9 protein-coding genes are annotated in these 12,428 nt (G+C 65.7%); 3 read left to right on the forward strand and 6 right to left on the reverse strand.

Features of this window, described 5'->3' with window-relative positions:
* Positions 1 to 4 precede the first annotated feature (4 nt).
* Both RQX22_RS11125 and mutS read right to left on the reverse strand, forming a co-directional pair.
* On the reverse strand, positions 5 to 2,767 hold the full coding sequence (locus RQX22_RS11125; protein WP_315726492.1) for a [protein-PII] uridylyltransferase: 2,763 nt from the start codon (positions 2,765 to 2,767) through the stop codon (positions 5 to 7).
* A complete protein-coding gene (gene mutS, locus RQX22_RS11130) occupies positions 2,767 to 5,376 on the reverse strand; it encodes a DNA mismatch repair protein MutS (RefSeq protein ID WP_410001638.1) in 2,610 nt (869 codons plus the stop codon). Before mutS ends, RQX22_RS11125 begins: the two co-directional genes overlap by 1 nt.
* Positions 5,377 to 5,597: 221 nt before the next feature.
* On the opposite strand from mutS, the gene RQX22_RS11135 reads away from it, so the two are divergent.
* Entirely contained in the window at positions 5,598 to 7,859 is a 2,262-nt protein-coding gene (locus tag RQX22_RS11135; protein ID WP_315726494.1) for an NADP-dependent malic enzyme, read from the forward strand.
* Positions 7,860 to 7,885: 26 nt separating this feature from the next.
* Here RQX22_RS11135 and RQX22_RS11140 read toward each other — a convergent pair whose 3' ends face one another.
* On the reverse strand, positions 7,886 to 8,365 hold the full coding sequence (locus RQX22_RS11140) for an outer membrane protein assembly factor BamE (protein WP_315726496.1): 480 nt from the start codon (positions 8,363 to 8,365) through the stop codon (positions 7,886 to 7,888).
* Positions 8,366 to 8,500: 135 nt separating this feature from the next.
* Here RQX22_RS11140 and RQX22_RS11145 point away from each other — a divergent pair, with 135 nt between their 5' ends.
* On the forward strand, positions 8,501 to 9,025 hold the full coding sequence (locus RQX22_RS11145) for a ubiquinol-cytochrome C chaperone family protein (RefSeq protein WP_315726498.1): 525 nt from the start codon (positions 8,501 to 8,503) through the stop codon (positions 9,023 to 9,025).
* Complete coding sequence (locus RQX22_RS11150) at positions 9,022 to 9,552, forward strand: YceD family protein (RefSeq protein WP_315726500.1); 531 nt, start codon at positions 9,022 to 9,024, stop codon at positions 9,550 to 9,552. The genes RQX22_RS11145 and RQX22_RS11150 overlap by 4 nt, the downstream gene beginning before the upstream one ends.
* A 95-nt stretch (positions 9,553 to 9,647) precedes the next feature.
* Here the strand turns inward: RQX22_RS11150 and ssb are convergent, their stop codons facing one another.
* The 3 genes from ssb to RQX22_RS11165 all read right to left on the reverse strand — a co-directional run bounded on the left by ssb (position 9,648) and on the right by RQX22_RS11165 (position 12,333).
* Positions 9,648 to 10,127, reverse strand: coding sequence for a single-stranded DNA-binding protein (gene ssb / locus RQX22_RS11155; RefSeq protein ID WP_315726501.1), 480 nt, complete (start codon positions 10,125 to 10,127; stop codon positions 9,648 to 9,650).
* A gap of 101 nt (positions 10,128 to 10,228) precedes the next feature.
* A complete protein-coding gene (gene feoB / locus RQX22_RS11160) occupies positions 10,229 to 12,070 on the reverse strand; it encodes a ferrous iron transporter B (RefSeq protein ID WP_315726503.1) in 1,842 nt (613 codons plus the stop codon).
* Positions 12,067 to 12,333: a FeoA family protein gene (locus RQX22_RS11165; protein ID WP_315726505.1), complete on the reverse strand. Its 267-nt coding sequence runs from the start codon at positions 12,331 to 12,333 to the stop codon at positions 12,067 to 12,069. The genes feoB and RQX22_RS11165 overlap by 4 nt, the downstream gene beginning before the upstream one ends.
* Positions 12,334 to 12,428 lie beyond the last annotated feature (95 nt).

Consider the following 12,428-nt stretch of genomic DNA (forward strand, 5'->3'; position numbering starts at 1 on the left):
CGGATCAGGCCGCTTCGTTCTTGGCGTCCGCATCGCGTTCGGCCGACTTCAGCAACCGTGCCTGAAGGCTTTTCAGCCGCGCCGGATTCTCGATCTTCTGGCCCTGCATATCGGTGACATAGAAGACGTCGACGGCGCGCTCGCCGTAGGTGGCGATATGGGCGGAATGGATTGTCGCCTTTGACTGGAAGAAGGCCAGAGCGAGGCTGCTGAGCAGCGCCGCCCGGTCGCGGGCATTGACCTCCACGACCGTATAGCGGTTGGATGCGACATTATCGACGAACACGTTGGGCTCGATTGGAAAGGCGTCCGCCCGTGGCAGGCGCAGCGCCTTCGCCTCCAGCCGGTCCATAAGCGGCTCCTGCCCTCCAACGGCAGCCGCCACCGCTTCGTCCAGCCGGCGCAGCTGGTGCCGGTCGGTGAGTGGTCCGCCACCGCCTGACTGGACCAGGAAATTGTCGAGCGCCATGCCATCCATGGTGGTGTGGATGCGGGCGTCGATGATGTTCCCGCCCGCCAGGCTGATCGCGCCCGTGACGCGATAGAAAAGGCCGGGTTCGTCCTTGACATAAATGGTCACGAGGGTGGCGCCGCGTTCCTCGTGCACCGACGTCGAAAGCGGTCGCGCCTTGGCCGGCGCACGGTCGGCGGAATCGACGTAGAGCGCGTTACGTTCCAGGACCTGGATCGGCTCGGAAAGCCAATAACTGTCGGGTAGCCGCGACGTCAGGCTGCCGAAGCGGCTTTCGTCCCAGCCCAATCGTTCGGCCAGCTCCGCCTGGACCGCGGCGATCCGCTCCCGTCTGCCCTTCTGCTTATGGCCCAGACGGAGTATCTCTTCGGCCTGTTCGAACAAGTCGCGCAGCAGCTGGCGCTTCCAGCTGTTCCAGACTCCCGGCCCGACCGCGCGGATATCCACCACGGTCAGCAGGAAGAGGAGCCGAAGCCGCTCCAGGCTCTTCACGCGCTCGACGAAATCGATCACCGTCTTGGGATCCGTAAGATCGCGCTTGAATGCCGTGGCCGACATCAGCAGGTGCCAGCGCACGAGCCATGCGACGGTCTCGGTTTCGGCGCCGCTCAGGCCGAGGCGCGGACAAAGGGTGCGCGCGACGTCCGCGCCGAGCACGCTATGATCGCCGCCCCTCCCCTTGGCGATATCGTGAAGCAGGACGGCGACGTAGAGGACCCGCCGCGACGCGACATGCTTGAACAGGCTGGTCGCGAGCGGATGATCTTCCTTGAGCATCCCCTGTTCGATGCGGGCGAGCAGGCCGATCGCCCGGATGGTATGCTCGTCGACCGTATAATGATGATACATGTCGAACTGCATCTGCGCGACGACGCGGCCGAAATCCGGCATGAAGCGGCCGAACACGCCGGCCTCGTTCATCCATCTGAGCACCGTTTCCGGATCGCGCGGACTGGTCAACACGTCGAGGAACAAATGGTTGGCGCGGGGGTCGGAGCGGACCTTGGCGCCGATGAGGCGGGAGTCGCGTCCCGCCGCCCGCATGGTCAGCGGATGGATTTCGAGGCCGTGCCGGTCGGCGAGAGCGAACAATTGGACGAGGCGGACCGGATCCTCTTCGAAGAAATCGTCGCGCGGCAGCGCCAGCCGTCCGCGATCGAGCACGAAACCGTCGAGCTTGCGAGGCCGGCGCAGCAGAGCCGGAAGCCCGAAGCGGCGGCCCTGATTGGCGAACTTCTCGTCGAGATGGGCAAGAAAGATGCCGGTGAGATCGCCAACCAACTTAGCGTTCAGGAAATAGTGGCGCATGAAACGTTCGACCGGCGACCGCCCCGGACGATCCGCATAATGCATCCGCTCGGCGATCTCGCGCTGATAACCGAAGGTCAGCCTTTCCTCGGCTCGCCCGGCGGCGAGATGGAGATTGCAGCGCACCGCCCACAGAAATCGTTCGGCGCGCTGGAACTGGCGCAGCTCCTGGGCGGAAAGCAGGCCGACATCGACGAGCTCCGCGACGTTCCTCACCCGGTAGGCATATTTGCCGATCCAGTAGAGCGTGTGGAGATCGCGCAACGCGCCTTTGCCCTCCTTGACGTTAGGCTCGACCACATAGCGGCTGTCCCCCATCCGCTCGTGCCGCGCATTGCGTTCCTCCAGTTTTTCCGTGACGAACTGCCTGGCCTTGCTGCCGACCACTTCCTTCCAGAAGCGGGCCTGCAACTCCTCGAACAAAGGCTCGTCTCCCCACAGGTAGCGCATCTCCAGGATCGCCGTCCGAACCGTATGATCGCCGGCCGCGACGCGGAGCATATCGTCGATGGAACGGCTGGCATGGCCGATCTTCAGGCCAAGATCCCAGAGAAGATAGAGGATCGATTCGATCGCCTGCTCGGTCCATCCGGTCGGCTTCCAGGGGGTCACGAAGGCGATGTCGACATCCGAATGAAGCGCCATCTCGCCCCGGCCATAGCCGCCGACCGCCACCAGAAGCAGCCGCTCGGAGGCGGTTGGATTGCTGAGCGGATAGAGGTGGGTGACCGCGAAATCATGGACCAGCCGGAGGATCTGGTCCGTCAGGAAAGCGTAAGCCGCGGCCGTTTCCGTTCCCTGGTAAGGCTTTTCCTCTACCCGTCTGGCTATTTCCGTGCGGCCATCGGCCAGCGCCTGCTTGAGGATGCGGGTCGCGGCGGCCCGGCGCGCCTGGACCTCGCCGTCCATCGCGGCAAGCTGATCGGCAAGCGCGCGCCGGTCGATGATGGAGCGGCGATTCGGAATGTGGGCGAAGCGGGCGGCCATCAACCTTGCTCCGCCGCGATCTGCTTCAACCGATAGACGAATTCGAGCGCCTCGCGCGGGGTCAGCGCGTCGGCATCGACGTCGTCTAGCGCCGCCTGGACAGGGTCGGGCACCGCCTCCGCAGCCTCCTGGGCAGCGGCGAACAGCGGCAGGTCGTCGAGCCCGGCGGCGATACCGCCGGTTGCGGCGCGGCCTTCTTCCAGCTTGGCAAGGACCGAGCGGGCGCGGCCGAGGACTGGCGGCGGCAGGCCCGCCAGCTTGGCGACGGCAAGGCCGTAGCTACGATCGGCAGGCCCTTTCGCCACTTCATGCAGGAAGACGAGTTCACCCTTCCATTCCCGGGCCCGGACATGGTGGAGCGACAGAGCGTCCAGGCGTTCGGCGAGCCGGGTCAGCTCGTGATAATGGGTTGCGAAGAGGCATCTGCAGCGATTGCGATCATGAATTGCCTCCACCACCGCCCAGGCGATGGCGAGGCCGTCATAGGTGGAGGTGCCGCGCCCGACTTCGTCGAGGATGACGAAGCTGCGCTCGGTGGCCTGAGCCAGGATCGCAGCGGTTTCCACCATTTCGACCATGAAGGTGGAACGCCCACGAGCCAGATTGTCGGAGGCGCCCACGCGGCTGAACAGGCGATCGACCAGGCCCAATGTCGCTTTGGCCGCGGGAACGAAGGAGCCGGCCTGGGCAAGCAGGACGATCAGGGCGTTCTGACGCAGGAAGGTCGATTTGCCGCCCATGTTGGGTCCGGTCACAAGCCACAGCCGCTCATCCTCGGACAGACCGCAATCATTGGCGACGAAGCGGGCACCCGACGCGCGCAAGGCGTCCTCCACGACCGGATGACGGCCGCTTTCGACCTCGAAACATGGTTGTGGCACGAATTGCGGGCGGCACCAGCCGCCCTCCGCCGACCGCTCGGCCAGTGCCGAAGCCACGTCGAGCCGCGCCAGTGCGTCGGCCGCGTCCGAGATCGTCTCGGCGCGCGCCAAGGCGGCGGCGATCAGTTCCTCCAAATGAGCGGATTCAGCGGCGAGGGCATGCGCCCCCGCCTGACCCACACGAAGCGCCTGGTCGTGAAGGTCGGGCGCGTTGAAGCGGACCACGCCGGCCAGCGTCTGGCGGTGGGTAAAGCCCGATTCTGCCGTCATCAGCCGGTCGGCATGACGGGCAGGCACCTCGATATGGTAGCCGAGCACGGCATTGTGCCGGATCTTGAGCACGGCAATTCCTGTTTGCTGGCGATAGCGGGCCTCGAGACCCGCGATCGCGCGCCGCCCCTCCCCACCGGTCGCGCGCAGATCGTCCAGCGCGGCATCATAGCCTTCGGCGATATAGCCGCCTTGCGACGCGTCGAGCGGAGGCGCCGGAACCAGGGCGCGGGCGTAGAGATCGACGAGATCGCCATGCCCGGTCAGCGCGGGCAGCAGACGGGCCAGCAAGGCCGGCTTGTCCGAGAGAGCTGCGAGCCGGTCGTGGAGACGTCGTGCTTCGCCCAGACCGTCGCGGAGCTGGGCCAGATCGCGCGGGCCGCCCCGGCCCGCCGCCAACCGGCCGAGCGCCCGACCCAGATCCGGCAGCGCCTTCAACTGACGGCGCAGTGCATCGCGGCCGCCGGCATCGCCTTCGAACAAAGCGACGAGATCGAGCCTATCCTCGATCGCCGCCCTGTCGAGGAGCGGCGCGCCCAGATCCGCCGCGAGGAGCCGGGCGCCCGCACCGGTAACGCAGCGGTCGACGGCGGCGAGCAGGCTGCCGGCCCGGGTACCGCCGGCCGAGATGTTGAGCTCCAGACTTTCCCGCGTCGCCGCGTCGATCAGCATATGATCGCCGGGGGATCGCGCCACCGGGGGACGGAGGAAGGGGAGCGATTCGCGTGCCACCTCGTCCAGATAGGAAAGCAGGCCGCCGGCGGCGGCGAGCGCAGGGCGATCGAAGCTGCCGAACCCGTCAAGGGTCGCGACTTCGAAACGCGCCTTCAGCCGGCGCTCCGCCGCGATACTGTCGAAACCATGTTGCCTCTCCTGCACGTCGACACCAAGCAGGGCGATGGGCGCAACGATCTCCGCCGCGCCCAACCGTGCCAGTTCGGCATCCAAAGCGGCGCTCTCGACCGAGCCAAGTTCGAAACGGCCGGTGGAAATGTCCGCGGCGGCGATGCCGTAGCTGTCGCCGACCCGTGCAACGGCCGCCAGCCAGTTTGCCGACCGCGAGTCGAGCAGGGCCTCCTCGGTCAACGTGCCGGCTGTCACGACCCGGACGATCGCGCGGTTCACCACCGCTTTCGACCCGCGTTTCCGCGCTTCGGACGGATTCTCCGTCTGCTCCGCGATCGCGACGCGGAAGCCGCCGCGGATCAGCCGGGCGAGATAGGCTTCCGCGGCATGGACCGGCACACCGCACATCGGAATCGGTTCGCCCAGATGCTCGCCGCGCGCCGTCAGGGCGATGTCCAGGCAGGCCGCCGCCGCCTTGGCATCGTCGAAGAACAATTCGAAGAAATCACCCATGCGATAGAAAAGGAGGCAGTCCTGCGCCTCCGCCTTCAGCGCAAGATATTGCGCCATCATCGGCGTCGGCCCGCTCTCCGTCTTCATCTTGGTCGCCATGATGCAGCGATAGGGCTTCTGCGCCCGGCCGTCAGCCCTGAAGTCCACGGGTTCGTTCCGATTCCGCGCCGGCCGCCGCGCGCCGCCGCGGTCATGGGCTCGTCACGATGACGCCTCATCTGCCGTTGCAGCGCCGCCGGCTCGGAAAATTCGCGGGGCCGCGGCCATTGTGAGGATCAGATCTGGGCCCTAGAGCATCCGGAATCAGGGAGAGAGCAACGATGAACGACGGCAGCAATGTCAAATTTTCCGAGCAGGAAGCGCTCTTGTTCCATTCCCAGGGGCGGCCGGGAAAGATCGAGATCGTCGCCTCCAAGCCGATGGCGACCCAGCGCGACCTCAGCCTCGCTTATTCTCCCGGCGTTGCCGTGCCCGTGCGCGCCATCGCCGAAAACCCGGGATGCGCCTATGATTATACGGCCAAGGGAAATCTGGTCGCCGTCATCTCGAACGGCACCGCCATACTCGGTCTCGGCAATCTGGGCGCGCTCGCCGCCAAGCCGGTGATGGAAGGCAAAGCGGTGTTGTTCAAGCGCTTCGCCGACGTCGATGCGATCGACATCGAACTGGCGACGGAAGACAGCGACGCATTCATCAACGCCGTGGCCCTGATGGAGCCGAGCTTCGGCGGCATCAACCTCGAGGATATCGCCGCGCCCGCCTGCTTCATCATCGAGCAGACGCTGCGCGAACGCATGAACATACCGGTCTTCCACGACGACCAGCATGGCACCGCCATCATCACCGCGGCCGGGGTCATCAACGCCTGCTACCTCACCGGCCGCGACATGAAGGAGGTGCGCGTGGTCGTGAACGGCGCGGGCGCGGCCGCCATCGCCTGCACCGAGCTGATCAAGTCGATGGGCGTTCCTCACGACCATGTGCTGATGTGCGATCGCAAGGGCGTGATCTACCAGGGCCGAGACGATCTCGACCAATGGAAATCGGCCCATGCCGTCAAGACCGACCGGCGCACACTCGCCGAGGCGCTGGCCGGGGCCGACATCTTCCTCGGCCTGTCCGCGGCCGGCGCGCTCAAGCCCGAGATGGTCATGGCGATGGCGGCCAAGCCGATCATCTTCGCCATGGCCAATCCGGATCCGGAGATTTCGCCGCCCGAGGCCAAGGCGGCGCGGCCGGACGCGATCATTGCCACGGGCCGATCCGATTATCCGAACCAGGTCAACAACGTGCTGGGCTTTCCCTTCCTGTTCCGAGGCGCTCTGGACGTGCGCGCCACGACCATCAACGATCCGATGAAGATCGCCGCGGCCCAGGCCCTCGCCAGTCTCGCCCGCCAGCAGGTGCCCGAGGAAGTGGCCGCCGCTTATGGCGGCAAGGCGCAGAGTTTCGGGCCCGATTATATCATCCCCGCCCCGTTCGACCCACGGCTGATGGAGATCGTGCCGGCGGCGGTGGCGCAGGCGGCGATGGACAGCGGCGTCGCCCAATTCCCGATCAAGGACATGACCGTCTATCGCAACATCCTCAAGTCGCGGCTGAATCCCACCACCTCCGTCCTCTCGCTTGCCTATGAGGCGGCGCGCGCCAATCCGAAGCGGGTGCTGTTCGCCGAAGGTGAGGAAGCGGTCGTCCTCAATGCCGCCATCGCCTTCCGCGAGGGCGGCTACGGCATTCCGATCCTGGTCGGCCGCGACGACGTATATGACCGCCTTCGCGCGCTCGGCGTCGACGATCCGGAAAGCTATCCTCTCTTCAACAGCCGCACCTACAAGCGCGTGCCGGAGATGGTCGACCTGCTCTACCGGCGGCTGCAGCGGCGCGGCTATCTGCACCGCGAGATCGAACGGATGGTCAATCAGGACCGCAACACCTTCGCGTCGTTGCTGATCGCGCTGGGCGAAGCCGACGTGATGATCAGCGGCGTCACCCGGCCCTACGCCCAGACCATTCGCCAGATCCGGCGCGTACTGGATCCCAAGCCCGGGGTCACGCCTTTCGGGATCCATATTCTGGTGGGCAAGAGCCATACGGTCTTCATGGCGGACACCACCGTCAGCGAGCGTCCGAGCGCGGACCAGCTGGCCGCGATCGCCGTGCAGACCGCTGCCGTGGCCCGGCGGATGGGCCATGAACCCCGCGTCGCTTTCCTGTCTTATTCCACTTTCGGCAATCCCGAAGGCGCATTCCTCGACAATATACGCGACGCCGTGCAGCTGCTCGATCAGGGACCGGTCGATTTCGAATATGAAGGCGAAATGCCGGCGGACGTCGCGCTCAACCCGACGATGCAGCGCATCTATCCGTTCAGCCGGCTGACGGGCCCGGCCAACATCCTGATCATGCCGGGCCTGCAATCGGCGAATATCGCAGCGAAGCTGCTCAAGGAACTGGGCGGCGATGCCATGATCGGCCCGATTCTGGTCGGCATGGAACAGCCGGTCCAGGTGGCGGCCATGACTGCGACTGCATCGGAACTGGTCACGCTGGCGGTGCTCGCCGCCGGCGAGATCGTACGCTGAGGCCAGCCTCCGCCTGAAGAGGCGCGCTATCTCGGGTTGTTGGGATCCTGGCCGGCCATGCCGCCGGCGCCAACGGCACCGATATTGCCGAACAATTCCTCGAAGAAGCTCTTGTCCCGACCGAGGGTCGGCGTCTTGTCGCCCATGGGATCGATCGACACCACCTGTTCCAGGCCCCGCCGGTCGACCGCGGTGACATTGCCGGCCTCGTCGAAAGTGATGCGGAGCACGGTCTGACGCGCCGGACGCGGCGAATTGAAGGCCAGATTCTTGGTCTGACGCGACACATAATACCATTCGTTGGTGTTGAACTGGCCCGTGAAGGTCGGACGGCCGAGCGTGGCCTGCACCGAGTCGCGATTGTCGACGCCGGGCTGGACCGAGGCCACCAGGGTTTCATCGACGATATAGCCTTGCTGGTCCCTGATATTCGCGCAGCCGCCAACCAGCAGCCCCGCAGCAGCCAGGGTCGTCAAGACCAAGCTTCGTCCTTGCCCGAGGATCATAGAGGAATATCTCCTGAAAACAGCCGGCGCACAACGACGCGCCGACACCCTCCTTGCAGGGAGGAATAAGAGACCCCAATATCCGACAACAGACGAACGGCGCAAGTCTGCGTCCTTTCCCTTCGGAGCAAACAATTGTCCTTCATCACCCGCATATTCGGCGATCGGCGCGAACGCGATCGACTCGCTCCGCTCTATGGGGCGATCGTGGCCGCCGCACGCGATCCCCGCTGGTATCGCGAAGGACAGGTGCCGGATACGATCGACGGTCGCTTCGACATGGTGGCGGCGGTCCTCGCGCTGGTGCTGATCCGACTGGAGCGCGAGGGCGATCGCTGCCGGGATGATTCGGTGCTGCTGACGGAGACCTTCGTCGCCGACATGGATGGAACGCTCCGCCAGATCGGCATCGGCGATTTCGTGGTGGGCAAGCATGTCGGCCGGATGATGGGCGCGCTTGGCGGCCGGCTCTCGGCCTTCCGCGATGGCGGTGCGGACGAGGGCGCGCTCGAAGGCGCGGTCGGCCGCAACATCTTCCGGGAATCGCCCCCGTCGCCGGAGGCCCTCCGAACGGTCAGCGTGCGCCTGCGGCAATTCCAGGTCGCGCTGGATGCCCTCCCGGCCGACCGGATCGTTGCGGGACAATTGCCGACGCCATGACCGACCAGCCCGAATTCAGCCGTCCCGTCCGCATCGACTCATTGAGCGAGGCACCACGCCGAATCGCCATCGAGGCCGACGAAGGGGAAAAGCGGGCGCTCGCCCGCCGCTTCGATCTTGCCGGCCTTGACCGTCTCACGGCCGAGGTCGCCCTCAGCCGCAGCGAGGAGACGGTGACGGCTCAAGGATCGTTGAGCGCCGCGGTCGCCCAGAGCTGCGTCGTCACCGGTGAGGCGGTGGAAACGGAAATCGCGGAGCCGTTCGCGCTTTCGTTCCGGCCGCCGCCGGAACCGGGGGCAGCGGAGGAGGAGGTGGAGCTCGCCGAAGCGGAGATGGACGTGATCTTCTTCGAAGGCGGGAACGTCGATATCGGCGAGGCCGTGGCGCAGACGCTGTCGCTCGCCCTCGATCCCTATCCGCGCGCGCCGATTGCCGAAGCTGTGCTCCGGGATGCGGGGGTCAAGAGCGAGGAGGAAGCCGGTCCGTTCGGCGCCCTCGCTGCGCTTCGGGACAAGATGAAGCCCTGACGCCCCTCTCGATCGCATAGGGAAATCCGTCCGCACGCATGCCGAACGGGTGGACGGGCGCTCCGATCAAGAATCCCGGCTCGGAAAGGCCGGGCTCAGAAAGGAACGTCGTCGTCCAGGTCGCTGTCGAAAGCAGGCGCCGGCCGTGACTGCTGGCGGCTGGGACCGCTATCATAGCCGCCGCTCATATCGTCGCCAAATCCACCACCGCCGCCGCCGCCACTGCCTTTGGCGTCGAGCAGGACGAGCTCGCCCCGGAAGCGCTGGAGCACGACCTCGGTCGAATATTTGTCGGCACCGGACTGGTCCTGCCATTTGCGCGTTTGCAGCTGTCCCTCGAGATAGACTTTGGAGCCTTTGCGCAGGTAGCTCTTGGCGACCTTGCCGAGATTCTCGTTGAAGATGACCACCCGGTGCCATTCTGTCCGCTCCTGGCGGTTGCCGTCGCGATCCTTCCAGCTTTCCGACGTGGCGACGCGGAGGTTGACGACCTCGCCGCCATTGTTGAGCGAGCGGCTTTCCGGATCGTCGCCGAGATTGCCCACCAAAATAACCTTGTTCACGCCCGCCATCATCGTCTCCCGGCTGGATCGCGCCGGGAGGTTTCCGGCGCCGATCGCATCTGATTGGAGACCTGATTAACGCCCTTCGCCCGGCGGCGAAAGCGCCGAGTCTGCTAAAGGCCGAGCCCGATAGCGGTCCAGTAGGTCAGGCCCGCCGCCACGTAAGCGAGGGTAAAGAGATAGAGGAGCATAAAGCCCGGCCATTTCCATCCGTTGGTCTCCCGGCGGGTGACCGCAACCGTGGACAGGCATTGCGGCGCGAACACGAACCAGGCGAGGAAGGCCAGCGCGGTCGGCAGCGACCAGCGCCCGCGAAGCTGTTCGATCAGGCTGGTTTCGGTCTTGGCATCATCCTCGGCGTCGATCGAATAAGCCGTGGCGAGCGCCGCGACGGCCACTTCGCGCGCGGCCATGGCGGGGATCAATGCCAGCGCGATTTCATGGTTGAAACCGACCGGCGCTACGACCTTCTCCAGGCCGGCCGCCATGCGGCCGGCGATCGAGCTGTCGAGGACGCTTTCGCCCGCGCGGGGCTGCGGAAAGGACAGCAAGGCCCAGAGCAGGATCGTCGAGACGAGGATGATGGTGCCGGCACGTTTGAGGAAGATGAGGGCGCGCTGCCACAGGCCGATCAGGATGTCGCGCAGCTGCGGCAGCTGATATTTGGGCATTTCCATGAGGAAGCCCTGATGCGTTCCCTTCGCCACCGTCCTGCGAATCAGCAGCGCCGCGACAAGGGCGCCGCCGATGCCGGCGGCGTAGAGGCCGAAAAGGACGAGCCCTTGCAGGCCGATGCCCCAGCCGATGCTGGTCGCCGGTATGAAGGCGCCGATGATGATCGCATAGACAGGCAGTCGCGCCGAACAGGTCATCAACGGCGCGATCAGGATCGTCGTCAGGCGATGCTTGGGGTCCTCGATCGTGCGGGTCGCCATGATGCCGGGAACCGCGCAGGCGAAGGAGGAAAGCAGGGGAATGAAGGCATGGCCGGACAGCCCGACCTTGGCCATCAGCCTGTCCATCAGGAAAGCCGCACGTACCATGTAGCCGCTCGCCTCCAGCAGGAGGATGAACAGGAACAGGATCAGGATCTGGGGCAGGAAGACGACAACCGCGCCGACCCCGCCGAGGACGCCATCAACCAGAAGCGAGCGAAGCCAGCCCTGAGGAAGCAGAGCCGAAACGGCGCCCTGGAGGCCGGCGACCAACGCCTCGATCCAGCCGATCGGCGCCTCCGACCAGGCGAAGACAGCCTGGAACATCAGAAACATGACGAGGGTGAAGATGATCGGGCCGGCGACGGGATGAAGGGCGATGCGGTCGATATAATGAGTCGACCTCCTGGCCGGGCCCTCCGCCACCGTCGCCGCGGCCGCAATGGCGCGGGCGCGGCGCTGGACCCGGACGAAATCGCTATCGAGCGTTGGCGCTTGCCGCTCCTTCGTCACGGCGAGGCTGAGCGCTTCCTTGAGCGCTTCGAGTCCGCGCCGGCGCACGGCCACGGTTTCGATCACCGGCACGCCCAGTTCGGCGGCCAAGGTGGCCGGATCGATATTGAGTCCGTCGCGGCGCGCCAGATCCATCATGTTGAGCGCGATCACCACCGGCGCGCCCAGGTCGATCAGCTGGAGCGCGAAGCGAAGGTGATTGTCCAGATTGGTAGCGTCCAGCACGACCAGCAACGCGTCGGGCAGCCGCTCGCCCTCCTGCCGGCCGAGGACGACGTCGCGGGTAACCTGCTCGTCGGGACTGGACGTGTCGAGACTATAGGCACCGGGGAGATCCACAAGCTCCACCGGCCGGCCGTCCGCCAGGCTCATACGGCCGGATTTGCGCTCTACCGTCACGCCCGGATAATTGCCGACCTTCTGCCGGGCGCCGGTCAGCATGTTGAACAGGGCGCTCTTGCCGGCATTGGGGTTGCCGACCACCGCCACCAGCGGGATTGTCGTCATGCGCCGGCCGCGCCTACCGTCACACTGACTGCGCGCGCCTGGGCGCGCCGCATCGCCACCGTCATGCGCCCGATCCGGACCGCGAGCGGATCCCTGCCGAAGGGCGCGCCATGGAGCGCTTCGATGCCGACGCCTTCGTCGAAGCCGAGATTCCTGAGGCGCCGGGCATCGCTGTCCGAAAGGGCGGGCCAGTCGATCCCGACGACCCGGGCGGGCGTGTGAAACGGCAATTGGTCGAGACTGAGACTCATATGGTCATTCATCGGATCATCATAAGGCCGGACTGATTGATGCGACTGATTATCAATATCGCCATGAAAAGACCAGCTTTGTCTCGGCCATGATATAGTCTTTCACG

This window comes from Sphingosinicella rhizophila, assembly GCF_032378825.1.
In the GTDB taxonomy this organism is placed as follows: Bacteria; Pseudomonadota; Alphaproteobacteria; order Sphingomonadales; family Sphingomonadaceae; genus Allosphingosinicella; species Allosphingosinicella rhizophila.

What these genes read in the sequence shown, in the direction of transcription:
- RQX22_RS11125 (WP_315726492.1), bottom strand. Translation starts at nt 2,767, where the DNA reads ATGGCCGCCCGCTTCGCCCACATTCCGAATCGCCGCTCCATCATCGAC.
- mutS (WP_410001638.1), bottom strand. Translation starts at nt 5,376, where the DNA reads ATGGCGACCAAGATGAAGACGGAGAGCGGGCCGACGCCGATGATGGCG.
- RQX22_RS11135 (WP_315726494.1), top strand. Translation starts at nt 5,598, where the DNA reads ATGAACGACGGCAGCAATGTCAAATTTTCCGAGCAGGAAGCGCTCTTG.
- RQX22_RS11140 (WP_315726496.1), bottom strand. Translation starts at nt 8,365, where the DNA reads ATGATCCTCGGGCAAGGACGAAGCTTGGTCTTGACGACCCTGGCTGCT.
- RQX22_RS11150 (WP_315726500.1), top strand. Translation starts at nt 9,022, where the DNA reads ATGACCGACCAGCCCGAATTCAGCCGTCCCGTCCGCATCGACTCATTG.
- ssb (WP_315726501.1), bottom strand. Translation starts at nt 10,127, where the DNA reads ATGATGGCGGGCGTGAACAAGGTTATTTTGGTGGGCAATCTCGGCGAC.
- feoB (WP_315726503.1), bottom strand. Translation starts at nt 12,070, where the DNA reads ATGACGACAATCCCGCTGGTGGCGGTGGTCGGCAACCCCAATGCCGGC.
- RQX22_RS11165 (WP_315726505.1), bottom strand. Translation starts at nt 12,333, where the DNA reads ATGAATGACCATATGAGTCTCAGTCTCGACCAATTGCCGTTTCACACG.